Raw genomic sequence first — 25,812 nt, 5'->3', positions numbered from 1 at the left:
CCCGGACGGCCAACGGACGCCCCGGACCCGCCCGTCACGGAGGAGCGCGGGGCGGGCGGCCACGAAGGCCCGCCCGCCCCGCGCCCACGCTGCGCAAGGCGCCTGGCGGTCAGCTGCCGACGAGCATCTGCCAGGTCTGCGGGCCGACTTGGCCGTCGACGCCGAGGCCGTGGGCGTGCCGGCGGTGGGTTCGGGGGCCGCGGGAGCAACTATGTCGGATCTGTTGACACCCGTCGCGTGAGCGCTAACAATTCGAGGCGCCCGTGATGCAGTTCATGCCGTAACCCACCTCGGGGCAGTGAGCCCCCCGGGCCCTGCGGCGGGCGGTGCCGTACCGGCCTGCTCCGTTGTCAAGCGCAGGGCCCGTCAGACGCTGGAACGGAAGGTCTTATGACCCATCGTCACATGCCCAGGCGAAGCTTTCTGAAGGCGGCCGGAGTGACCGGCATCGGCGGTACGGTGGTCGCGCTTGCGAGCGGTAACATCGCGGCGGCCGCCGACGGCACCACGTCCGACGGCACGGCCGTGGCCGCCGCGGACACCGCGGGCAACCACGGCGGGCAGTCCTCGCCCCTGCCGTACCCGACGCTGAAGCGGCCGTTCGCGATGCCGGGCGTCAAGGAGCAGGACTGGACGGGCGCGCTCTTCGTCGGCACCGGCGAGGCCCGCTTCGCCGTGCGCGTGGTCCTGCTCACCAAGGCGAACACCGTCATCCGCGAGAAGATGACCAACAACCTCTGGCGGATCGGCCCGATGGCCCCCGACGGCAGCTTCAAGCAGGTCCACATCAGCAGCGACGACCGCTCGGTGATGCCCGCGCACCTGGAGGCGCTGAAGGAGGTCATCGCCCACCCCGACCAGTGGTCGGCCGCCGAGGTCGCGGACGCCACCGCCAAACTCCCCGTCATCCAGGCCAAGTACGACCTCGCCCAGCAGCAGAAGCGCGACCTGGTGGTCCGCTACGCCCGCACCGGCGACGGCAGTTCGGTGGTCGCCACGGTCACCGCGCTGGCCGACGACACCACGGTCTTCCTGGAGGTCGGCACGCCGTGGGGCGCCACCGCGGGGGAGACCGCGAGCTTCGCGCTCGACGGCAACGGTGTCATCGGCTCCGCGCCCGGCCTGGTGGACACCTCCGCCACCGGCCACCTGCGGCTGACCCCCACCGAACCCCCGGTCAGCGCCGCCTGCTACGCCTCCGTCACCGACCTGACCAAGGCGATGACCGGCGGCACCGGCGCGGCCGGCGACGCCACCGCCGCCCTGCGCTACGAACTCGCCAAGGGCGAGAGCATCACCTTCGCCGCGGCGATCAGCGACCACGGCACCCCGAAGGTCGCACCGCCCGAGCCGCACCAGGCCGAACGCCGACTCGCCGCCGCCCAGGCCGCGATCCGCGACACCAACCTCACCGGCTCCGGCCCGGTGGGCCAGGCAGCGGACGCGGTGCGCGACGCGCTGTCGCTGAACACCAACTACGACCGGACCTACCACTGCAACTACGTGCTGTGGGGCTGGGGCGGCGGTGGCGGCCTGTTCACCGGCTGGGACTCCTCCTTCGACTGCATCGACGCCGCCCTGGTCAGCCAGACCCTCGCCACCCAGCACGAGTCGGACGTCTTCGACCAGCCCGCACCGCCCAACCAGGTGGACCTGGTCGGCCCCCGCTACGACCAGGAGAACTCCGGGCCGATGCACGCGTACGCGGTGTGGCGGCTGTACACGAAGTTCGGCGACCGCACCGTCCTGGAGAAGGCGTACCCGCACCTGGTCGCCTTCAACGACCTGATGCCGGAGTGGGACGCCGACGGCGACGGGCTGCTGGAGGCACCGTACTTCGGCGACCGCGTCGGCGGCCGCGGCAACCACCTGGGCCTGGACGACCTGCCGGTCTACGCCGACTACCAGCGCATCGCCAAGGTCGGCGGCTCCGGCGACAAGCGCGACAACACCAACCTCACCGACGTGCCGCTCAACTCCTACTACGCCCTGCTCGCCGAGACGCTGGCGAAGATGGCGACGGTCCTCGGCGAGGCCGCCGACGCCCGCCGCTTCACCGTCCAGTACGCGACGATCAAGCAGCGCCTCAACGACCGCCTGTGGCACGCCGGCAAGGGCCTGTACCTCAGCCGCTACCTCGACGGCAGCTGGAACGAGGTGGTCACGCCGACCGTGTTCTACCCGCTGTTCGCGGGCATCGCCACGCCCGAGCGGGCGAGGACGATGATGGCGCACCTGCTGGACCCGGAGATGTTCTGGGGCGACTACGTGGTGCCCAGCATCGCCCGCAACGACCCGGCGTACTGCTCCGGCGGCCCGGTGCACCCGCAGTCCGAGCACTTCAAGTTCTTCGACCGCTACGGCGAGGGCTCCGCGCCCGAGCAGTGGAAGGGCGCGATCTGGCCACCGATGAACGCCACCGTCTACGACGGCGTCAAGCGCTACGGCTTCGACGACATCGCCGGCATGTTCGCCACCCGCAGCACCTCGATGTACCTGGACTCCTGGACGAACGACGGCTGGTTCCCCGAGTCCTTCGACCCCGAACCGGGGCAGTCCATCATGGGCCCGGCGGTCGACTCGGCCTGGCGGACCTACTCCTGGTCCAACGCGATGCCGGTGCAGGGCCTGCACGAGCTGCTCTCGGACAACCCCTGGGACGGCGACCCGTCGGCGCTGATGTTCGGCTCGCTCACCTTGCCGGGCACCAACACCCTGTCCAACGTGCAACTGCGCGGCCACCGCTACGACGTGTCGGCCGGCCCGCACCGCACCACCCTCGCGCGCGACGGCAAGGTGGTCTTCCGCGCCACCGGCGCACGCGTCGCGGTCCGGAACTTCCTGCTCGGCGACACCGGCGCCGCCTTCGACCTCAACGCCGACGGGATCACGCAGATCGAGGTCCATCCCGAGCACGGCCGGCCGCGCACCACCAAGGCCCCCAAGGGCCGCTCCCAGATCAGGCTCTGACCCGGACGAAGGAGGGCGACCTTTGATGGCAACTCCCACGGCACCCCCGGCGCCCCGCGCCCGAAGAGCCCGGCTGCGCCGGCCGCGCGGACTGCGGCGGCTGCCGCACCGCGTCGCGCTGGTGGTCGGCAGCGCGCTGCTGGCCTGCGTGGCACTGCTCGCCCCGCCGCCCGGCGCGAGCGCGGCCACCCAGCCGGGCGGGCAGCAGATCGCGGTCGACGGCAACGGCACCGGCCGCACCTTCGCCGGGGTCGGCGCGATCAGCGGGGGCGGCGGCACCTCGCGGCTGCTCACCGACTACCCCGAACCCGAGCGCAGCCAGTTGCTGGACTACATGTTCAAGCCCGGCTACGGCGCCTCGCTCCAGATCCTCAAGGTGGAGATCGGCTCCGACACCAACTCCAGCAACGGCGCCGAGCAGAGCCACATGCGCACCGCCACCGACGTGGACTGCAACCGCGGCTACGAGTGGTGGCTGATGGAGCAGGCCCAGAAGCGCAACCCCGACATCCAGTTCTACGGGCTGGAGTGGGGCGCGCCCGGCTGGTTCGACGGCGGCTTCTGGTCCGCCGACAACATCCGCTACCTCACCAGCTGGCTCGGCTGCGCCAAGCAGCACGGCCTGCACATCGACTACCTGGGCGGCTGGAACGAGAAGGGCTGGGACGCGGCCTGGTACGAGCAGCTGAAGTCCACGCTCCAGCACGACGGTTACGGCTCGGTGAAGGTGGTCGCCGCCGACAACGCCGGCTGGCAGGTTGCCACCGACATGAAGAACGACCCGGCGTTCGACGCGGCCACCGACGTGGTCGGGGTGCACTACCCCTGCACCGCGGTGCACTGCTCCAGCACCCCGGACGCGCTCAGCCTCGGCAAGCCGCTGTTCGCCAGCGAGTCCGGCTGGAACAACTACCTGACCGGCGCGGACCGGCTGGCGGCCGAGATGAACCACGAGTACGTCGACGCGCGCATCACCGGCTTCATCAACTGGCCGGTGGCGTACGCCTGGTACCCCACGGTGCAGATGCAGGGCAGCGGGCTGCTGAAGGCGAACGAGCCCTGGAGCGGCGCCTACCAGCTGGGTCCGACGCTGTGGACGGTCGCGCAGACCGCGCAGTTCACCCATCCGGGCTGGCAGTACATCGACTCCGCCAGCGGCTACCTCGACGGCGGCGGCACCTATGTGACGCTGAGATCGCCCGGCGCGCACCCCTCGTACACCACCGTCTTCGAGACGACGGGCGCGAGCGCCCCGCAGACGGTGTCGCTGACGCCCTCCGGTGGCCTGCCGCGCGGCGCGCTGCACCGGTGGACGACCACGCTGGACTCCACCGACCCGGCCGACTGGTTCGTGCACGGCGCCGACGTGCCGGCGGCGGCCGGCGGCGCGCACACCGCCACGCTCCAGCCCGGCACCGTCACCACGCTGACCACCGTGTCCGGCGGGAAGGGCGGGGCCGCGGCGAAGGCACCCGCCTCGAAGCCGATGCCGCTGCCGTACCGGGAGGACTTCAACGGCTACCGCGACGGGGCCAGCGCGCGCTACGTCTCCGACATGGAGGGCGCCTTCCAGGTCGAACCCTGCCAGGCGGGCGCGCAGTCGGCGGCCGGCAGCCGGGGCCGGGGGAAGTGCCTCCAGCAGATGATCAGCCGGCAGCCGATCCAGTGGGCGCGGGTGCCGAGCCCGCTCACGCTGGTGGGCGACGCGACGTGGGGCGACTACACGGTGTCGGTCAAGGCACGGATCGGGCAGGGCACCACCTCCACGCTGATGGGCCGGGTGGCCGGTCAGCTCAACACGGTGGGCGCCGGCCGGATCACGGCGTGGGAGGGCTACTCCCTGAAGCTCGCGGACTCCGGCAGCTGGTCGCTGGAGGTCCTCGCGCCGGACAGGACCACCCGCGTGCTCGCCTCGGGCACGGTTCCCGGGGTCGCCGCGGACAGCTGGTCGAGACTGCAACTGACCTTCGTCGGCGCCCGGATCACCGCGCGGATCGACGGTGCGGCCGTCGCGGACGTCACGGACTCCACTTATGCCCAGGGCCAGGTGGGCCTGGGCACGGACACCTACGGGACGGCGACCCAGTTCGACGACCTCACCGCCACCGCGGTGCCCACCGCTCCCTAGCCGGATGCCGGCCGCGGCCAACGCACCTGCGGGGGTTCCGTTTTCGACTCCCGCGCCGGTCCGGCGGCCGGGTGCCCGGCGGGCGGTTCGCACCGCTCGCCGGGCACTGGGGAAATTCCGGTGACCGAGTGCAGTCATGCGGCCACCACCATGTCGGCGGTATTTCACCCGGCCGACCACACGTCCGGTCGTGGAGAAAGTGGGGAGACCCCGGGCGTGTCGTGATGGCTCCCGGATGCGCGGTAATTGGTACGGACCGCGTCTTGCCTGGTGGGCTTACGTACGGGCGCCGTCGTGGCCTGGCCGCGACGGCGCCCGTCGTACGTGTCGGTACCGGCCGGTAGCCTGCGGCCTGCGGGGACGCGGAGAGGTCGAGCGGTGGGAGCGCGCCCATGGCGGGGCGGTGCCGGCGGGCCGGTGCGGCGCCGGCGGCGGGTGCCGCGGGAAGGGAACAGCGGCCGGGGGCGCCAATGTTCGGTGCCGGAATGGGCGGCGGCCTGCCATTTCGTGGAATGGGCTCCGCAGTTCGCCACCGCGGAAATGGGTGCGGCGCTTCGCGGAATGCGCGGAGTGGGCCGTGGGCAGCGAATTGGAGTGGGCCGAAAGCGAATGTGGTGTTCCCGCCGGCCGACGCGGGCTTCCCGGCGGTGCGGGCTGTGCGAAACCGGTGGGCGCGCGGGCCGCGGTGGGCGGGCGGTCTGCCCCGGCCCTCCTGAGCTGGCCGCCCCGGAGGCCGGTGGCGGGGTTCCGTGAGCCGACTGCGACCGCTTTGTCGGATGTCGGCTCGGTGGGGACCTTTGTCCCGACTGGGTTCTTGGTCGCGGAAGGCGCTGTTCAGGCCGTCTTTTCCCCGTCCGTGCGCGGTGGGGGAGGAAGTCGGGAGTCGGTCCGCGGGGCGCGCGGGTGATCCGATTCCCGGTGGCCGGCTGCCCGATGCGCGCTTCCGCGCTGACCGGTTGCATGGTGAAACAGTCGGTGAAACACGCGGCGCGGGCCCGCCGCGGGGCGGCGATCACCGGCCGCCGCCCACCGCCGACGAGGTCGCCCGGGTGCCTGGCGAACGGGCGCGGCGGCGCCCGTAAACCTCATCCCACCTGCGGCGATGCCGTCCGTCTCGAAGTCTGCGTCCCTTCCGCCGACACCGCCGTGTCCACTTCGTGACCACCCGGTCCCGAGGTAACCGACGTGCGGAGGACTAAAGGTGAATGCCCGGGGAATAATCGCCTGTTGCTATCGGCGGGCCGCCCGTTGGCGGCGGCCGGAATAGACAGCCTTCGCTGCCCGATCGCGCGGTGCAAAGCGGGCATGCGGACAGCCGAACCGGTCACGGAACGGCCCGGGGAAGCGGTTACGGCAAGAGGTCGGGCGCGTGAAAAAAGAAATGGGGGACTGTTGCAACGCTGACGGGATTCCCTATAGTCGCCTCCCAGGAAGAAGCGGCATGCACCATCACACCGGGAGTCACCGCGTTGGCCATTAAGCCGGTGAAGCGCTCACCTCGTCGCGACGGGCCACCGATGCCCGACGGGCAGGTGGAGCTCGCGGAGCCGCCGGTATTGGGCGAACCCGCCGGCGTGGACTTCGGTTCGGCCCTGCTGTATCTGCCGATGGGGCTGGGCGCCGGCGCCATGGTGCTGATGTTCAGCGTCCGCAGCATGGGCCCGACCACCTACATGATGTCCGGGATGATGGGCGTCGCGATGATCAGCATGACGCTGACCCAGGTCGGTCGCAGCAGCGCCGAACGCCGCCGCCGGATGCGGGCCGAACGCCGCGACTACCTCCGCTACCTCGCGCAGAAGCGCCGCCAGGCCCGTACCGCCGCCGCCGAGCAGCGCGCCGCCCTGCTGTGGGACAACCCCGACCCGCGCGAGCTGTGGGCGTTCGCGATGGGGCCGCGGCTGTGGGAACGCCGGCCCAGCCACGAGGACTTCGCCCGGGTCCGGATCGGCATGGGCATCCGCCGCGCCGAACTGGCCTTCCTCCCGCCCCAGACGAAGCCCGTCGAGGACCTCGAACCCCTCACCGCGATCTCGCTGCGCCGCTTCACCCGCGCCCACCAGACCGTGCCCGACCTGCCGATCCCGGTGGCGCTGCGGCGCTTCGCCCGGGTGGAGTTCGCCGGCGACGGCCAGGAGGCGCTGGCGCTGATGCGGGCCATCATCGCCCAACTGGCGGTGCTGCACGCCCCCGACGAGCTGCGCGTGGCCGTGCTCGGCAGCCCGGCCGCCCGCGCCGAGTGGGACTGGGTCAAGTGGCTGCCGCACAACGCCCACCCCGACGAGCAGGACGACGCGGGCGCCGTACGGCTGGCCGCCGGCGACCACGATGAGCTGATGGCGCTGCTCGGCCCCGAGGTGCGCGACCGCCCCGACCACGACCCGGACGCCTCGCCCAACGTCACCGAGCCCTTCGTCGTGGTCGTCGCCCAGGGCGTCCGGCTGCCCGACAGCTCGCGGCTGCTGGGCGAGGGACTGCGCAACACCCTGCTGCTGGACGCCACCGGCACCCTCCTCGGCGGCGACGACGTGCTGCGGCTGACCGTCCGCGACGGCACCGTCAGCTTCCCCGCCGGGGACGACACCTCCGCCTCCGCCTCCGCCGACGCGCTCAGTGCCGTCGCCGCCGAGACCCTCGCCCGCGGCCTGGCACCGCTGCGCACCGGCGGCGCCATCGACCTGACCGAGCGGCCGCTGGAGTCCGACTTCGACCTGACGTCGCTGCTGAACATCCGCGACCCGCGCACCTTCGACGCCACCGCCAAGTGGCGGCCCCGGCTGAGCCAGTCGGCCCGGCTGCGGGTCCCGCTCGGCGTCACCGACGAGGGCGAGGTGGTGGAACTCGACCTCAAGGAGTCCGCGCAGGGCGGCATGGGCCCGCACGGCCTGCTCATCGGAGCCACCGGCTCCGGCAAGAGCGAACTGCTGCGCACCCTGGTGATGGGACTGGCCGCCACCCACTCCTCCGAAGTCCTCAACCTGGTGCTGGTCGACTTCAAGGGCGGCGCGACCTTCCTCAACATGGACCGCCTCCCGCACACCTCCGCGGTCATCACCAACCTCGCCGACGAGATCCACCTCGTCGACCGGATGCGGGACTCCATCAACGGCGAGATGATCCGCCGCCAGGAACTCCTGCGCGAGGCCGGCCACTCCTCGCTCTTCGACTACGAGAAGGCCCGGCTGGCCGGCGCCACCCTCGCCCCCCTGCCCTCGCTGCTGATCATCGTGGACGAGTTCTCCGAACTGCTCGCCAGCAAACCGGAGTTCGTGGACCTGTTCGTGTCCGTCGGTCGGCTCGGCCGCAGCCTCGGGGTGCACCTGCTGCTCGCCTCGCAGCGCCTGGACGAGAGCCGCATCCACAAGGTCGAGGGCCATCTGTCCTACCGGCTGGCCCTGCGCACCTTCTCCTCGATGGAGTCCCGCAGCGTCATCGGCGTCTCCCACGCCTACGAACTGCCCTCCGCGCCCGGCAACGGCTACCTGAAGGTGGACACCACCAACCTCGTACGGTTCAAGGCCGCCTACGTCTCCGGCCCGGCGCCCGAACCCGCCGCCGGGGCCGACCCCGCCGCGCAGCAGCGCGCCGCCCAGGAGGTCACCGCCTTCGGACTGGACCGCACCGGCGAACTGCTCTCCGCCCGCGCCGAGCAGGAAGCCGCGCTGGCCGAGGCGGCCAGGGCCGCCGAGGAGCAGGCCCGGCCGAAGGTCGGCCCGGACGGCGAACCGCTCAGCCAGGAGAGCCTGCTCGAGGTGCTCGTCGACCGGCTGGAGGACGCCGGGCCGCCCGCCCGCCAGGTGTGGCTGCCGCCGCTGGACTCCTCCGTCAGCCTCGACCAGGTGCTGCCCGCGATCGTGCCGGACCCCGAGCGCGGCATGAGCGCCGCCGACTACCCGCGGCTGGCGTCGCTGCGCTTCCCGATCGGCATGGTCGACAAGCCCTACGAGCAGTCCCGCGACCTGCTCACCGCCGACCTGTCCGGCGCCGACGGCCACGTCGGCCTGGTCGGCGCGCCGCGCACCGGCAAGTCCACCATGCTGCGCACCATGATGATGGCGCTGGCCGTCACCCACACCCCGCAGGAGATCCAGTTCTACTGCCTGGACTTCGGCGGCGGCGGCCTGGTGTCCACCTCCGGCCTGCCGCACGTCGGATCGGTCGCCACCCGCCTGGACCGGGACCGGGTGCAGCGGACCGTCGCCGAACTGACCCAGCTCCTGGAGCGCCGCGAGAGCGAGTTCGCCGCCCGCGGCCTGGAGTCCATGGCCGGCTACCGCGCCCAGCGCGCCGCCGGCGAGATCGACGACCCCTACGGCGACGTGTTCCTCGTCGTGGACGGCTGGGGCACGCTCCGCCAGGACTACGAGGACATCGAGCCGCGCGTCATCGACATGGCCGCCCGCGGCCTGTCCTTCGGCATCCACGTGATCGGCTCCGCGGTGCGCTGGTCGGAGTTCCGGCCCCGGCTGCGCGACCTGCTCGGCACCAAGTTCGAACTGCGGCTCGGCGACACCCTGGAGTCCGAGGTCGGCGCCCGCGCCGCCGCGGCCGTGCCGCACCAGCCCGGCCGCGGCCTGACCTCCGGCGGCCACCACTTCCTGGCCGCGCTGCCCCGCCTGGACAGCTCCCCGCACACCGAGGACCTGACCGCGGCCACCAAGGAGGCCGTCGCGGAGATCGGCGCCTTCTGGACCGGCACGCCCGCCCCCGGCGTCCGGCTGCTGCCCAGCCGGCTGTCGGCCGCCCAACTCCCGCCCGCCGAGGGCGACCTGCGGGTCTGCATGGGCTGGGACGAACAGCGCCTCGAACCGGCCTGGCACGACTTCGCCACCACCCCGCACCTGATGGTCTTCGGCGACAGCGAGACCGGCAAGACCAACATGCTGCGGCTGATGATCGCCGCCATCACCTCCCGCTACACCCCCGAGCAAGCCCGCATCATGGTCGCCGACCCCGGCCGCGGCCTGCTCACCGCCGTCCCCGAGGCGTACCGGGTCGGCTACGTCGTGGACAGCGACGCGCTCGGCCAACTCGCCGCCAGCGCCGCGGTGTCGGTCGGCAAGCGGGTGCCCGGCGCCGACATCTCACCGGAGAACCTGGCCCGCCGCGACTGGTGGAGCGGCCCGCTGCTGTTCGTGCTCATCGACGACTACGACCTGTTCTCCGGCGCGCCCGGCGCCCCGTCCCCGATGACCCCGCTGGTGCCGCTGCTGGCCCAGGCCCCGCACATCGGGCTGCACCTGGTGGTCGCCCGCAGCACCTCCGGGGCGATGCGGGCCATGATGGACCCGGTGCTGCGCCGCCTGTGGGAGCTGGGCAACCCGGCCCTGCTCTTCTCCTATCCCAAGGAGGAGGGCAAGTTCATCGGCGAGGCGAAGCCGCGCACCCTGCCGGCCGGCCGCGCCCAACTCGTCACCCGCCGCGCGGTCAAGCTCATGCAGACCGGACTGGTGGCCGCCGAGTGAACCGCAACCGCCGCCACGCCGCCCCCGGCCGCCGCCCCGCCACCGACCGCCGCAGTGCCGCCGCCGACCGTACCCCCGTCGCCACCCCCCGAGCCGCCCGCGGCGGCCGGGGCGGCGGCGTGCCCCACCGCACAGGAGCGACGCGATGACCAGTGCCTCCGTGATACCCGCAGCAGGCACCGGCACCGAGGTGTGCCGGGTGACCGTCGTCGGCCCCGGCGGCCGGGCCGACCTGGCGATCCCCGTCACGCTGCCGCTGGCCGCGCTGCTGCCCGTCCTCGTGGAGCACGTCGTCTCCGACGTGCGCGACCGGGGTACGCCGTGGTCCCTGCAACGCCTCGGCGAGCCGCCGCTCGACCCCGACGGCACCCCCGACGCACTCGGCCTGCACCACGGCGACGTACTCCACCTGCGCCCGGTCGAGGAACCGCTGCCGACCCTGCACTTCGACGACATCGCCGACGGCGTCGCCCACGTCGTGGGCGCCCTGCCCGGCCGCTGGCGCCCCGAACTGACCCGCGCGCTGGCCCTGACGATGGCCGCGCTCGCTACCGCCTTCCTCGCCCTCGCCCTGCTCAGCGGCGGCCCCGGCGACTTCGCCGGATACGGCGCGGGCGCCGCCGCCGTGGTCCTCACCGCGGCCGCCGTCACCGGCGCCCGGTTCACGGCCGACCCGGCCGCCGTACTGACCGGCGGCATCGCCGCGCTGGCCATGGCGGCGCTCGCCGGACTGTCCTTCCGCACCGGCCCCGGCGGCGGCTTCGACCCGGGCGTGCCCGGGCTGCTGGTCACCGCCGGGTGCGTCACCGCGGTCGCCGTCGCACTGGTCGCCCTGCGCGCCACGCCCTTCCTGGTGCCCGGCACCGCGGCCGTCGTCGCCGCCGCCACGGCCGCCACCCTCGGAGTGCGCACCGCCTTCGACTGGCGCACCGGCCAGGCCGTCGCCGTGGCCGGCGTCGCCCTGTTCGTCCTCGGCCACTTCGCCCCCCGGATCACCCTGCGCGCCGCCCGGCTGCGGGTACCCCAACTGCCGCACAACGCAGCCGAGTTGCAGGAGGACGTGGAGCCCGAACCGCAGGAGCGGGTCGAGCGCCGGGTCCGCGCCGCCACCTCCTACCTCGACGCCCTCAGCATCGGCTTCGCACTCTGCTTCGGCGTCGTGTTCTGGTTCATGGTCCATGAACACGGCTGGATCGGCTGGGCGCTGCCGCTGGTCTTCGGCGCCGCGGTGCTGCTGCGCTCCCGCGGCCTGACCGGCACCCTCCAGCGGGTGCCCACCGTCATCGCCGCCGGCGGCGGCCTCGCGCTGCTGCTCCTCCAGCAGTGGACCACCGGCGGCACCGGCCACCGCGGCGTGGCCGTCGCGCTCCTGCTGCTCACCGTCGTCGCCCTGCTCGCCGCCGCCTGGCGGCTGCCCACCGGCCGCCTGCTGCCCGTATGGGGCCACAGCGGCGACATCACCGAAATGCTCGTCGCCATGGCGCTGCTGCCGCTGCTCCTGCAACTCCTGCACGTCTACGCGCGGTTGCGCGAGATGACGAGCTGAGCACCCGGACCGGAACCGAGAGGAGGACCACCCGTGCAGACCCGCCGCGACCACGTCCAGGCCTACCAGTTCGCCGTCGGCCGACTGGCCACCGCACTCGTCAGCGGCGACCCCGGCCGCGGCGACAGCCCCACCCGCCGCGCCTCGCTCGGCACCTTCTTCGGCGTGGGCATCGTTCTCCTGCTCTGCGTGGGCTTCGGCGTCTACGGCCTGATCGCGCCCGCCCCCGACCACTCCTGGCGCGCCTCGGGCGCCTACATCGTGGAGAAGGAGACCGGCAACCGCTACCTGTACGTGGGCGGCGTGCTGCGCCCGGTCCGCAACTACGCCTCGGTGCTGCTGCTCGCCGGGCACGCCACCGCGCACACCGTCTCCCAGCAGGACCTGTCGGGCATCCCGCACGGCACCGCCGTCGGCATCCCCGGCGCACCCGACGAGGTCCCCGCCCCCGCCGAGGTGCTCGGCAACACCTGGACCCGCTGCCTGCGCCCGGAACTCAACGGCGGGCAGAGCCTGGACCTCAGCCCCGCCGGGCACACCACCGCCGTCCCCGCCGGCCGGCAGGCGCTGCTCGCCGGCCCCGACGGCACCCGCTACCTGCTGTGGAAGGGCACCAAGTACCCCGTCCCCGGCCAGGCCACCCTGCTCGCGCTCGGCCTGGACACCGACCGGCAGACCGCCGCCCCCGCCGACTGGCTCGCCGCGGTGCCCACCGGCCGCGCCCTCACCGCGATCCGCCCCGCCGGACTGGGCGAACCCGCCGGGAAGGTCGCCGGACACACCGTCACCGTCGGGCAGCTGTTCACCACGGGCACCGCGGCGGGCGGCGCGGCCGACACCTCGTCCGACCCGACCGGGAGCGCGGGCCACTACTATGTGATGACCCGGGACGGCGTCGCCCGCACCACCGCCACCGAGTCCGCGCTGCTCGCCGCTCAACCGCACATCCCCGCGCCGCTCCAGGTGCCCGCCTCCGCGCTGGCCGCCGTGAAGATCGCCGACGACCCCGCCATGGCCGGCGCGCTGCCCGACGTGGCCGGCGCGCCCGCCGTCGCCGGCACCGGGCAGGCGGTGTGCCTGGCCCAGCAGGTCGACGGCCGCACGCTCGACTCGCAGGTCGTCCTGGAGACCGGGGCCGCCGCCACCGGCAGCCGCGCCGTGGTCGTCCCGCCCGGCCACGGCGTCGTCGCCGCCAGCCGCGAGGAGGTGCTCAAGAAGGCCACCCACCCGCGGACCTTCCTCATCACCGACGACGGCACCGCCTACCGGCTGGCCAACGACGACACCACCGCCGCGCTCGGCCTGTCCGGACTCGTCTCGGTGCTCCCCGACGACCTGCTCGCCCTGCTCCCCACCGGCCCCGAACTGACCAAGCCGGGTACCAGCGGCACGGGAGGCAGCGGTGTTTAAGAGCATCAAGTCCCTGCTGCCGCCCGGCCCCGCACTCCAGTGCCGCCCGGCGGGCGACGCACTGCTCCTCCAGACCAAGGGCCGCAACGACCAGGCCGCCTGGCGCTTCGCCGGCGCCCTCGCCCGCGACGACCAGCACACCGTCGTCGTCGTGGACGTCCCCGGCATCCCCCCGGACACCGCCGCCGACGCCATGGTCCGCGCACTGGCCGACAGCGGCGGCAGCCTGCGGATGGTCTTCGGCAACGGCACCTCCGCGGAGATCCGGCGGGCCGGCCAGCGGATCGCCGAGGAACTCGGCAAGGTCGTCGTGGTGCCCGACGGCGAGGTGCTCCCCACCGCGGGCGGCGGGCTCTACATCCCCGGCGGCCACGGCTCCGGCTGGCTGCGGCTGCGCCCCGGCCGCCCGGTCGAGCACGACTCGATGGGCTTCCCCAAGCCCCGCTGGCAGTTCTCCATGGCCGACCGCCCCTGGGCCACCAGCCCCTACGCCGTCGTGGAACCGCTGCCCTGCGGGGTGTGGGTGCGCGGCGCGCTGCCCGACGGCGCCGACGACCACCGCCGCAGGCTCTTCGGCCTCATCGCCGTCGACCCCGACGTGATGACCGTGGTCCTCGGCTGCCCCGGCGGCCCGGCCGTCCCGCTCGCGGACGTGCTGCGGTTCTGGGAGACCGTGCTGCCCTCGACCCGCTCCCGGGTGCGCTTCGTGCACTACGGCCCGGTCGCGCTGCCGCAGGAGGGTGAGGCACTCGGCCAGCAGCTCGCCGACGCGCTGGAACACCAGGTCGTGCTGTACACGGGAGCGGCCGAGGACGACCCCGCCGCGCCCGGCGACGCGGACGCGGCCGACGCCGGTGCGGCGGGCGGGGGTCGGACGAGTAGCCCGGCGGGCGGGGGTACGGGCAGCGGCGCCACCTTCGTCCGCGAGGTCCTCTACAGCCCGCGCGGCACCGAGGGCGCGCCGCCGCCCGCGCTGGCCGGGGTGCGCGCCCCGCTGCCCGGCTTCCACCCGGTCGCCCCGGGCGTCTACGAGTACGCCTTCGACGCGGTCCTCGAAGTGGTGCAGAGCGGGCTGTGGATGCGCCCGCCGGAAGAGCCCGCCGACGGCGACGACGTCCGCCGGATCGCCCCCGTCCCCGGCGACCGGCTCTTCCTCTACCACCGCGGCTCCCCGGAACTCGCCGCCCGCATGCGGGCGTTGGCTGAGGACGCGCTCTGGCGGCTGGGCGCCGACGCCCGCGGCGGCTTCGTCCTGCGACCCGCCGACGACCCCGCCGTCGACACCGGCGCCTGGTACGCCGAGCCGATCGCCGTCCCCGACCCCTACGAAGCGGTGACCGCGGCGATCCCCCCGGCCACCCGGCCCGCGGGCACCGCGCCCTGGACCCCGGTCACGGTCGAGGGCTCTGCTCGGGACGCCGTTGCCGATAACGATGTCGTGACGGCAGAGGCGGTCGAGGCCGAGGTGACCCTCGGGTCCCCGGCCCCGGCCCCGACTCAGGCCGCCGCCTCCGCCGCCGTGACGAGCCCGTTCCAGGCGGAGGTGTGGGCCACCGCCGCCGATGACCTGTCCGCTCCCGCACCGGCGGCACGTGCCGCCGCCGCACCGGAGCCTGCCGGACCCCGGCCGCTGCCCGAACTCACCGCGGGGCTGGGCCTTCCCACGGGGTGGGTCACCTCGACGGCGACCGAGTCGGTGCCGGCCGAGCCGGCGGTGGCCGAGCCGTTCGCGGTCGAGGCGGTCGTATCCGAGGCGGTGGTGGCGGAGACGGCGGGGGCAACGGCCGCGGCGGGCGCGGGTGTTGCGGGGGAGGGTGTGCCGGAGCCGCCCGAGGCGGTGGAGCCGGTGGAGCCGGTGGTGGCAACGGGCGTAGCGGACAGGGTCGTTGCGGAGGAGGGCGCGCCGGCGCCGCCCGAGGCGGTGAACGCCGGGCCCGTGGCGCCCGCTGTCCTCGTACCCATGCGGCCCATGCCGGAGGCGGACCAGCCGTCCATCCGGCGGCTCCCGCTGCCGCTGGCCCACCCGGCCACGATCTTCCCGCCGTCCCCGGACTCCCCGTCCCCGGATGCCGTGCCCGCGGACACCGCGCCGACGGCTGCCCCCGAACTGCCGTCAGGGCCAGCCGCGTTGCCGTCGAACGGCGCCGAGGCACCACGCCCCGCCGCCCCGCCCCCGGGGACGCTCCCCCTCCTGGGCGGCCTCCCCGTGCCCCCGAGCTCGCCGCCTGTCGCACCGCCCCCGATGCCGCTTGCCCCGCCGACGGTGGCGGCCGAGCCCGCGGCCCCGCCTGCCCCGGCTGCCCCGGTGGCGGCCCCGCCCGCCCCTGCCGCGCGGCCCGCGGGGCTGCGGTTGGAGTCCGCGGGCGCGTTCCCCGCGGCGCCGGTGACCGTGGAACCGCCAGTCAAGCCGATGCCGCCGGCCGCGGACAGCGCCCCCGCCGAGAAGGCCCCCGCGCCCGCGGCCCCCGTTGGAACCCCGCCCGCCCCCGCGGCTCCTTCCGGGGTGCGGGTGCAGCCCGTGCCGAAGGGAGCCGCGTGCGCGGTGCCGCCGGAGCGGGGCATCGAACGGGAGCGGGACTGGGTACGCAAGACGTTCCGCGCCCAGTACGACGTGGCCGCGGGCACCGTGTCGCGGGTGATGTCCGAGGTGCCGGGGCTGCGGGGCGGCAGCCGCGAGAAGGCGACGGACACGCTGATCGACCTGGTGGCGGTGCGGCTGTACCTGACGGGCAACAGCGCGGGCGTGGACGCGTCGGTACGCTCCGCGCGGGTCGGGCCGCACGTGCCGCTGGCCCGCTGCGTGGCGTCGGGCCTGCGCCGGCTGCCGTCGTACCGGGGCATCGCCGTGCTGGGCGCGGAGCTGACGGACGCCGAGCGGGCCTGGTACCGCGACGGGCGGCTGGTGACGGAGTGGTCGTTCTGCGCCGCCTCCGCGCAGCCGATCCAGGAGGTCGCCGAGCGCCCGACGTTCGTGGTGTGGTCGATGACCGCGCGGCGCACCAACCTCCTGGACGGCTCCGCGCCGGACCGGGTGGTGTTCCTGCCGGGCACCACGTTCAAGGTGCTGCGCCCGGCCGCCGCTGCGGGCGACCTGGTGCTGATCCGCGAGATGGCGGCGACCGAGATCGGCGCGGACGGCCGGGTCGCCCCCGGGCGGACGGCGCTGGACGAACGGGCCCTGGAGAGCCTGGAACGGGCCGCGGCCGCCCTGCCGAGGACGCCGGTCGCCGCGGACGCCGACCGGCCCCGTACGCCGCACAGCCCGCCCGGCCTGATGCCCGAGGCACCCCGGCCGGGCGCCCGGGCCCGTACCGACGCACCCGCAGCGGGCGCGCACGACAAGGGAGCGACGCAGTGAACCGGCAAGTGCTTGTGGTCTCCCCGGACCGGCCCGGCGCGTACCGGACGCTGACCGAGGCGCTCGCGGACGCCGCCGAGGGCGCGCTGATCACGGTGGGACCGGGCCGCTACGACGAGGCGCTGCACCTGGTGCGGACCGTCACGCTGGCCGCCGACGGCGCCGGGGGCACCGCCCATGTGCACGCCCCCGCGGGCAGCACCGTGGTGGTGGACGCCGAGGCCGTGCAGATGTCCGGGCTGCTGCTCAGCGGCGCCGACCCGGAGGCGCCGGTGCTCGATGTGCGCCGCGGGCAGGCCGCGCTGGACGGCTGCCGGGTGGCGGGCGAGGCGTGGACGGCGGTGCTGGCGTGGGACACCGGGACGGTGGCGCTGCGGGACTGCCAGGTCTCCAACCCGCGGGGCGCCGGCGTGGTGCTGACCTCCGGCGGCGGCAACGTGGTGGAGCGCACCACCGTCGCCGAGGCGGGCTCCTCCGCGGTGGTGGTCGCCGAGCAGGGCCGGTTGACGCTGCGCTCGTCGACCCTGGACCGCGCGGCGGGCAACGGCCTGTGCGTCAACGGCCGCGGCGCGGTCGTGGTGGAGTCCACCCGGATCACCGGCAGCGGCAAGCCCGCGCTGGCCGTCGAGCAGGACGGGCGGGCGGAGTTGACCCGCGTCGAGGTGTCGGGCAGCGCCGGGCTGGACGCGTATCTGGCCAGTACCGCGGGCGCGACCCTGACCGAGTGCACCTTCAGCGGCTCGCGCGGCGAGTCGGTGTACGTCAAGGACAGCGCGCCGGTGCTGCGCGACTGCGTGGTCAGCGGGGCCGCGCAGGTCGGGCTGCACGCCGCGGCGGGCGGCCGGCCGGTGCTGGAGCGCTGCCGGATCGAGGGCACCCCGGTGGGTGTCCTCACCGAGGACGGCGCCGAGGTCGCCGCGAGTGAGCTGGATGTGCGCGGCGCGTCCACCGCGGCGCTGCGGCTGGGCGGCGGCGCCATCCGGCTGACCCGGCTCGCGGTCGCCGACGGCGGCCCCGCCGTCCAGGCGCTGGGCGGCGCGCGGCTGGACCTCGACGAGGGCGAGGTCGCGGTGACCGGCGCCGCCGGCATGGAGCTGGGGGAGCGGGTCACGGCCCGGCTGTCGGAGCTGCGGCTGCGGGTCGGGGGCGGCACCGCGCTGGCGCTCGCGGACTCCGCGCAGGCCGAGGTGGAGTCCGCGACCATCGAGGGCGGCACGGTCGTCATCGGCACCGACAGCCAACTGACCGCCCGCGACAGCGAGTTCCGCGGCTCCGACGGCGACGGCCTGCGGGTGGCCGGCGGCACCCTGACCGCCGTCGGCTGCCGGGTGCACGGCGCCGCCGCCAACGGCGTGCACCTCGCGGCCGGTTCACGCGCCGAGCTGAGCAACTGCACCGTCTTCGACAACGCCGGCGAGGCCGTCCGCTCGCAGACCGCCGAGCCGGTCGGCATCCACGACTGCGACCTGCGCGACGACTCCGGGCCGCACGGCGGCCGTTCGGGCGGCGGCAAGGAGCTGACCGCCACCGCCGCGGACGGCGGCTCCGGCGGCTTCGGCGGGCCCGGCCCCGCCTCGGTCGTGCAGAGCGCCACCGGCGCCGGACCGCTCGCCGAACTCCAGTCGCTGGTCGGCCTGGAGAGCGTCAAACGCGAGGTCACCGGCCTGATCGACCTCAACAAGATGACCAAGCGGCGGATGGAGATGGGCCTGCCCATGCCGCCGATGAGCCGACACCTGGTCTTCGCCGGCCCGCCCGGCACCGGCAAGACCACCGTCGCCCGCCTGTACGGCGCGGTCCTGGCCGAACTCGGCATCCTGCGCCAGGGCCACATCGTGGAGGTCGCCCGGGCCGACCTGGTCGCGCAGATCATCGGCGGCACCGCCATCAAGACCACCGAGGTCTTCACCAAGGCCCTCGGCGGCGTCCTGTTCATCGACGAGGCGTACACCCTGACCAACCAGTCCCGCGGCTCCGGCCCCGACTTCGGCCAGGAAGCCGTCGAGACGCTGATGAAGCTGATGGAGGACCACCGCGACGAGATCGTGGTCATCGTCGCCGGCTACTCCGCGCAGATGGACCAGTTCCTCGCCTCCAACCCCGGCATGGCCTCCCGCTTCGCGCGCACCATCGAGTTCCCCAACTACGCACCGGACGAACTCGTCACCATCGTGCGCGGCCTGTGCGCCAAGCACTACTACGAACTGGACGACAGCGCCCTTGAGGCCCTCGACCGCTACTTCGTGGAGGTCCCCAAGGGCGACACCTTCGGCAACGGCCGCGTGGCCCGGAAGATCTTCGAGGAGATGATCGGCCGCCAGGCCACCCGGCTGTCCGCCCAACCCCACCAGGACGACAGCGCGTTGAGCGTCCTGACCGGCGAGGACGTCACCGAGGCGCCCAGCGCCCCCGGCGGCGCCGACGGCGCCGCCGAACCCGAACTGCCCGAACTGCCCGGCCTGCGGCGGCTGGCCGCCGTCACCGGCCTGGACACCGCCCGGGCGGCTCTGCGCACCCGGCTGCGCGCGCTGGCCGCCGCCCAGCAGCGCCCCGGCGCCGGCCCGGAGCCGCTGTCGGTCCGCGCCAACGTGGTGCTCGAAGGCCCGCCCGGCAGCGGCCGCCGCGCGCTGGCCGCGCTCTACGGGCGCTGCCTGGCCGAACTGGGGCTGCTGCCCACCGGCGCCACCCGGCATGTGCGGCTGTCCTCGCTGCCCGCCCGCTGGGCCGAACAGCCGCTGCTGCGGCTGGCGTCCGCGCTGGAGGAGAACAGCGGCGGCCTGCTCGTACTGGAGTGGACCGAGGCGTTCGAGCAGCGCAGCCCGCAGTCCCGCGAGGCCGTGCTCGGCGCGCTCGCCCGGATCGTCGCCGTGCCCGGCGACACCGTACTGGCGCTGATCGGCACCCCCGAGCACCTGATGGGCCTGATGCGCGAACGCACCGACATCGCCCAGGGGTTCGCCGAGTACGTCCGGCTGGCGCCCTACACGCCCGAGCAGTCCGTGGAACTGGTGCGGCGCCGGCTGCGCGGCTACGGCTTCCAGCTGGACGAGGACGCCGCCCAGGCGCTCGCCGAGACCTTCGGCCGCTCGCCCGAGCCGGTCGGCGCCCACCGCGCGCACCGCCTCGCCGAGCACCTGGCTGCCGGCGCCCGGGCCCGCACCGTGACCACCGCCGACCTGCCCCGGCCGGAAGCCGAGCAGGCCGCGGTGCTCGCCCCCGACGAGAGCGCGCCGCCCCCGGCCGCGCCGCCCGAACCCCCGCACCAGCGGCCCGAGCCGCTGGCCCGGCTGTAAGGACTTCCGGCCCGCCGCGACCCAGCGCCACCCGCGGCAGGCCGGGACACCGAAGCACCACCCCGACACCGACGAGAGGACCGCCCGACCATGGCACTGACATCAGTCGAACTCCAGGGAATGACCGCCGCCCAGGGCACCTTCCAGACCGCCCTGGACGACGGCGCCACCTCCTACGCCCAGATGGCCGGCCAGATCGACGGCCTGCGCGGCAGCTGGACCGGTGACGCCTCCACCATCTACGGCAACGCCATGCAGGCGTGGCTGGACGACTTCAACAAGGTGAACCAGGCGCTGCGGACGATGCTGGAGAAGCTCCAGCAGAACACCAACGTCTACGCGAACACCCACGAGGAGACCCAGCAGACCGCCAACCAGGTCGCGCAGAACATCGCGTCCGGCGTCACCAGCCTGCCCGGCTTCTGAGCCGCCCGCACCGCAGCACCCCCGCATCACCGCACCACGCCCGTTCCACCCTCTTTCCTCCAAGGAGCCCCCGTGGCGACGTACACCGTGCAGATGGAGCAGGTCGACGTCATCGTCGGCGAGATGAACGCCATCACGCAGCGCATCAACCAGGCCCTCCAGGACCTGGACAACCAGGCCAAGATCAACCTCGCCGAGTGGACCAGTGACGCGCAGGCCACCTACGCCCAGGTCAAGGCGCAGTGGGACGCCGCCGCCGCGGACATGACGCAGAAGGCGGCCCTGGCCACCCAGCAGCTCGGCAACATCAACGAGTACTACTCCCAGGGCGAGCGCGCGGGCGTCCAGCTCTGGGGCTGACCTGCCATGACCTACGGAACCCTCGACGGCACCCTGCCCCCGACCCCGTCGCCGCCGGCGCACAAGCCGGAGCAGTACGACGGCGGCACGACGCTGCCGAACGGGCAGGGCACGTACTCCGACGACACGCCGTTCTCGGCGCCGACGGTACCCGGCGGCTCCGGCAGCGGCTCGGGGACGAGCGTGGACACCCCGTCGATGAAGCTCTTCGCGGACAACATCGACAAGCTCATCACGCCCACGCAGGAAGCGGCGAAGAAGCTCGACCCGATCAACGTCGCGCCGGGCGCCTTCTACCACGCCGACCAGATCCGCACGAAGGTCAACGGCCTCAACGCCGACGACGGGCTCAAGGCCCAGTACGGCAAGGTGCTGGCCGACCTGGTGCAGGGCCTGGGCGACCTGCGCGACGGAGTCCGCCAACTGGCGTCGAACTACGCGACGTTGGAGGACGCCAACAAGATGACGTCCACGGACCTGGACAAGGCCATGCAGTCGACGAGCGGGGACTTCACCGTGTTGTTGACCGACGCGGGCGGATCGAGCGGCGGGACCGGCGGGACCGGCGCGTAGGCGGCCGCACCGGCCGGCGGGCGACACGGCGGGCCGGAGACGGCAGGCCGTGCGCACGTGTCCCGTCCGGCGGGGCGGCCCGGGCCACCGGACGCCCCGCCGGGCGGGACCGGCGCACAGCGACGGCGTATTGACGGAGGACTTGCGCACATGGGCACCGACTACGACAGCAACGGGTTCTCGCAGGGCGACGACGGGTCGATCTACGGCGACCCGACGGCGACCGGCTCGATCTCCGACTACGACAGCTGGGACTGGAAGCAGATCGAGGCCGCGATCCGCGGCATGTCGGCGGGTGTGGACGACTCCGACAACCTCGACCGCGCCGCTTCGGTCGCCTCGCCGCAGAGCCTCCAGGACGCGGCGAACGTCTTCTACCACGTGCAGATGGTGCTGTCGGGTGTCGCCAAGGCCCTCCAGGACCAGGCGAAAGCCCTCGCCGGGGACGACGGGCCGTGGAAGGGCGACGCCGCCGACGCCTTCTACGACATGATGAGCACGTTCTCCAAACAGGTCGCCGCGACCGCCGACGTGCTCTCCGGCGGTACCAGCGGCTCGGGCAACTCCGTGCCGCAGCAGCTGGCGGACAACGCCGTCAACCTCACCAACGCGCAGAACAAGATCCACGAGATCGACGTCTGGTACGCCAACCAGGCGACCTTGATGGGCGTCACGCCGATGAGCAACGGCCTGATCCCGGTCAGCAAGAAGCCCGAGCTGGTCAAGATGCTCAACCACGACATGCGCCAGGTGCTGAAGAGCCTGGCCGCCGACTACCAGGTGACCATCGACTCGGTGCGCCCGCCCGGCACCATCACCGGCCCCGGCGCCGGCGACACGCCCCCGGTCGACACCCCGCCGGACGACATCACCGACCCCGGCGACCAGGTCGGCGACATCACCCCCGCCGAGATCGGCCCGCTCGCCAACACCGACACACCCGGGATCGACGCGCAGGGGCCGGAGGCACTGACCGACCCCGACGGCTACACCGCCGCCGAGAACGCGCTGGCGCCCACTCCGTACTCCGGCAGCCTCGACACCAACGGGCCCGGCTCGGGCCTGAGCGACGGCAGCGGGCTCGGTGACGACTCCGGGCTCGGCGGGCTCGGCGACGACAACAGCACCCTGGACCCGAACGCGCTGGACAGCGCGCTCAACCCGGCGGCGTACGACGGCGGCACCGGTGTCGACGGCACCGGCGGACTCGGCGACGGCTCCGGACTGGGCGACGGCTCCGGCCTCGGCGGCACCGACGGGGTCGGCGACGGCACCGGACTCGGCGGGCTGACCCCCCTCACCACCCTGCCCTCGCGCTTCGCCGGCGGCACTGGCGTCGACGGCACCGGCGACCTGCCCGGCTCCGACCTCGCCGAGGACCCCAGCACCTGGGACGACGGCACGACCGCCGCCGACTACCCCGGCGACACCGGCATCGGCGGCGACGCGGCCCTGGGCGACGACAGCGGGCTCGGCGACGAGGCGGGCCTGGGCGGCCTCGGCGACGTCAAGAGCGTCTCGCCGTCCGCGTTCCCCGGCAGCACCTCCACCGCCGGCAGCGTGCCCACCGCGGGCGACCTCGGCCTGGAGTCCGACACGCCCGGCTACAGCCCCTCCGCGTTCCCCGGCTCCACCGGCCTGTCCAGCGGCTCCGGCCTCACCAGCGGCAGCGGCAGTGGGATGCCGTTCATGCCGGGGATGGGTGGGGCTTCGCAGGCGGGGCAGCAGGGTGGTTTGGAGCGTAGTGACGCTTCTGGGTTGCTTGATCCGACGGCGGAGCCGTGGTCGGGGGATGCGAGCACGGCGGGCGACGGGTATCTGCCTTCCAGCGGTGTGCCGGTGGGTGCGGATGACGGGTTGGATCTGGCGGGGTTCGAGCCGTCGGAGTTCCCGGGATCGTCCGACCTTGGTGGGGCGAGTGCGGGTGTCGGCAGTAGCGGGAGTGGGATGCCGTTCATGCCGGGGATGGGTGGGGCTTCGCAGGCGGGGCAGCAGGGTGGTCTGGAGCGTAGTGACGCGTCCGGTCTGCTTGATCCGACGGCGGAGCCGTGGTCGGGGGATGGGGATGTGGCGGGGGAGGGGTTGTTGCCGTCGGGTGGGGTGCCGGTGGGTGCGGATGGGGGGTTGGATCTGGCGGGGTTCGAGCCGTCGGAGTTCCCGGGGTCGTCCGAAGTGGCCGGTGATGTGGGGGGTGTGGGGGCGTCCGGGAGTGGGATGCCGTTCATGCCGGGGATGGGTGGGGCTTCGCAGGCGGGGCAGCAGGGTGGTTTGGAGCGTAGTGACGCTTCTGGGTTGCTTGATCCGACGGCGGAGCCGTGGTCGGGGGATGGGGATGTGGCGGGGGAGGGGTTGTTGCCGTCGGGTGGGGTGCCGGTGGGTGCGGATGGGGGGTTGGATCTGGCGGGTTACCAGCCGTCAGAGTTCTCGGGATCGTCCGATCTGGGCGGTGGGAGCACGGGAGTTGGCAGCAGCGGCGGCGGGATGCCGTTCATGCCTGGGATGGGGGGCGCCTCCCAGGCCGGGCAGCAGGGTGGCCAGGACCGTAGTGACGCGTCCGGGCTGCTCGACCCGACCGCCGAGCCGTGGACGGGCGCGTACGACCCCGCGTCCGGCGAGGTCGCGGCGGCCGGGACCGTACCCGGCGGGCAGGGCGCACTCGACCTGCCCGGGGACGTGGCGGAGGAGGAGCAGGCGGCAGCCGCCCCGAACGGGGAGCCCGGCATGATGATGCCGGGAGCGGGCGGTATGCCGGGCAGCGGCGCGGGCCGGGAGGAGGGCGTGTCCTCCGACGCGTCCGGACTGCTGGCGCCGAGCGCGGACCCGTGGACGGACGCGGGCACGCCGGACGCCGAAACGGCGGGCCAGGTGCCGGCCGCACCGGGCACGCTGTCCGGGCTGCCCGCGGCCGCGGAGACGGGCGGGACGACGGCCGAAGGGCTCGCCGTACCCGCCGCCGCGGCAGCCGCCACTCCGTTCCTGCCGATGGGCGGGCTCGCGGCGCCTGGCGGGACCGGCCGCGGGGACGACGAGGAGCACGGCACGCTCGTGGAGCCGACCGGCGAGGCGTTCGCCGAACCCGCGGCCCCCGAGGCGCTGGCCGCCGACGCGCTCGCGTCGGGGATGACCGCCCCGGCTGTGCCGGGGACCCCGGAGCACGACGGCGACGCGCGGTACGCCGCCGCCCCGTCCCCGTACGACACGGCGGGCGCCGACGACCTCGGCGACCCGCTCGTCGTACTCCGCCCCTCCGACGACGACCTGGCGGAGGAGGACACCGCCGCCTGGGGCGTCGCGGGCGCGGCGTTCGCACCCCTGCTGTGGGCGGGCCGCCCGGAGGAGGAGCCCGAGATCAGCGCGCCCGGGTACGCCACCGCCGACGAAGGCACCTGGGGCATGGGCCCGGCGGGTGCCCAACAGACGGCAGAGCGGCCCGAGACGGCCGAGGGCGACGACCAGCCGCTGGCCACCTGGCGCCCCAATCGGCCCGCGGCGGGCGGCGAGACGACCGTCCTGCCGCCGGCCGACCAGCCGCTGTCCTGCGCCGCCGCGTCCCCGGACGACGACTGGGACGAGGAGGAGCCCGAGGCGTCGCACGAGGAGCCCGACGAGGAGGAGTCCGCCACGCGCGGCATCGCCGACCTGCTGGTGCAGGAAGGCGACACCTGGGGCGCCCCGCCGACCGCCGACGGCCCGCCCGGGGTGTACTGAGCGGCCCCCGCGGAAAGGACCCGGAACGGCTCGGCACGGCGGCGACGCGAGGAGAGGAAGCCATGAGCACCCCGTACGACCAGGAGATCGAAGAGCTCCTGGAGCTGTACCGCAAGCAGCGCGACGAGGCCGTCGAGACCCGGCGGCAGATCAACGAGGTGACCGGCACCGCGACCGCGCCGCGCCAGACGGTGAAGGTGACCGTCGGCGCGCAGGGCGACGTGACGGCCATCGAGTTCCCGACCGGCGCCTACCACCGGATGGCGCCCAAGGAACTCGCCGACGCGCTGCTGTCCACGATCCGCGAGGCCCGCGCCGACGCGCTGGAGAAGGTCGCCGAACTCACCTCGCTCGCGCTGCCGCCCGGAGTGACCGTGGGCGACCTGCTGCGCGGCGAGGTCGACCCGAAGGCGATCCTGCCCGACGACCCGGCGATGCCGGACCAGGTGCGGGACTACATCGACAACGGGCGCCCGGAGGGAGCCGCCGGCCGCCCCTAGCCGCGCCCACCTGCCCGCACCGGCTCCGCCACCCCGCCGCCCCACCACCACCGCGACCATCTCCGCGCCCACCCG

The 25,812-nt window shown here is 74.2% G+C and carries 12 protein-coding genes; all 12 read left to right on the top strand.

The genetic code is table 11. The features are described 5' to 3' along the window. Positions 1-405 precede the first annotated feature (405 nt). Positions 406-2,970 carry an MGH1-like glycoside hydrolase domain-containing protein gene (locus AC3ERT_RS16730; RefSeq protein ID WP_435175078.1) on the top strand — a complete coding sequence of 855 codons (2,565 nt, stop codon included), beginning with the start codon at positions 406-408 and terminating at the stop codon, positions 2,968-2,970. A gap of 25 nt (positions 2,971-2,995) precedes the next feature. Beyond that, entirely contained in the window at positions 2,996-5,098 is a 2,103-nt protein-coding gene (locus tag AC3ERT_RS16725; RefSeq protein ID WP_435175076.1) for a glycoside hydrolase family 30 protein, read from the top strand. A gap of 1,517 nt (positions 5,099-6,615) precedes the next feature. After that, a complete protein-coding gene (eccCa, locus tag AC3ERT_RS16720) occupies positions 6,616-10,563 on the top strand; it encodes a type VII secretion protein EccCa (protein ID WP_435175074.1) in 3,948 nt (1,315 codons plus the stop codon). A gap of 145 nt (positions 10,564-10,708) precedes the next feature. After that, positions 10,709-12,109, top strand: coding sequence for a type VII secretion integral membrane protein EccD (gene eccD, locus AC3ERT_RS16715; RefSeq protein ID WP_435175072.1), 1,401 nt, complete (start codon positions 10,709-10,711; stop codon positions 12,107-12,109). A gap of 33 nt (positions 12,110-12,142) precedes the next feature. Beyond that, positions 12,143-13,519 carry a type VII secretion protein EccB gene (gene eccB / locus AC3ERT_RS16710; protein ID WP_435132474.1) on the top strand — a complete coding sequence of 459 codons (1,377 nt, stop codon included), beginning with the start codon at positions 12,143-12,145 and terminating at the stop codon, positions 13,517-13,519. Further along, complete coding sequence (locus tag AC3ERT_RS16705; RefSeq protein WP_435175070.1) at positions 13,512-16,877, top strand: hypothetical protein; 3,366 nt, start codon at positions 13,512-13,514, stop codon at positions 16,875-16,877. The genes eccB and AC3ERT_RS16705 overlap by 8 nt, the downstream gene beginning before the upstream one ends. Further along, positions 16,874-20,170: a right-handed parallel beta-helix repeat-containing protein gene (locus tag AC3ERT_RS16700; protein ID WP_435175068.1), complete on the top strand. Its 3,297-nt coding sequence runs from the start codon at positions 16,874-16,876 to the stop codon at positions 20,168-20,170. Before AC3ERT_RS16705 ends, AC3ERT_RS16700 begins: the two co-directional genes overlap by 4 nt. A gap of 90 nt (positions 20,171-20,260) precedes the next feature. Beyond that, a complete protein-coding gene (locus tag AC3ERT_RS16695) occupies positions 20,261-20,596 on the top strand; it encodes a WXG100 family type VII secretion target (RefSeq protein ID WP_202238224.1) in 336 nt (111 codons plus the stop codon). A 72-nt stretch (positions 20,597-20,668) separates the two neighbouring features. Further along, the gene (locus AC3ERT_RS16690; protein WP_335979207.1) at positions 20,669-20,956 is read left to right on the top strand and encodes a WXG100 family type VII secretion target; all 288 of its coding nucleotides are present in this window, start codon (positions 20,669-20,671) and stop codon (positions 20,954-20,956) included. A 6-nt stretch (positions 20,957-20,962) separates the two neighbouring features. Further along, positions 20,963-21,529 (top strand): hypothetical protein, encoded by a 567-nt coding sequence (locus tag AC3ERT_RS16685; RefSeq protein WP_335979209.1) that lies wholly within the window; start codon positions 20,963-20,965, stop codon positions 21,527-21,529. A 150-nt stretch (positions 21,530-21,679) separates the two neighbouring features. Further along, positions 21,680-25,237 carry a WXG100 family type VII secretion target gene (locus AC3ERT_RS16680; protein ID WP_435175066.1) on the top strand — a complete coding sequence of 1,186 codons (3,558 nt, stop codon included), beginning with the start codon at positions 21,680-21,682 and terminating at the stop codon, positions 25,235-25,237. A gap of 62 nt (positions 25,238-25,299) precedes the next feature. Beyond that, complete coding sequence (locus AC3ERT_RS16675) at positions 25,300-25,737, top strand: YbaB/EbfC family nucleoid-associated protein (protein WP_335979212.1); 438 nt, start codon at positions 25,300-25,302, stop codon at positions 25,735-25,737. The last annotated feature ends 75 nt before the right edge of the window (positions 25,738-25,812 follow it).

The organism is Actinacidiphila sp. bgisy145 (assembly GCF_057708125.1).
The sequence above is the reverse complement of the archived record's forward strand: the minus strand, read 5'-3'. Positions and strand labels throughout refer to the sequence as shown.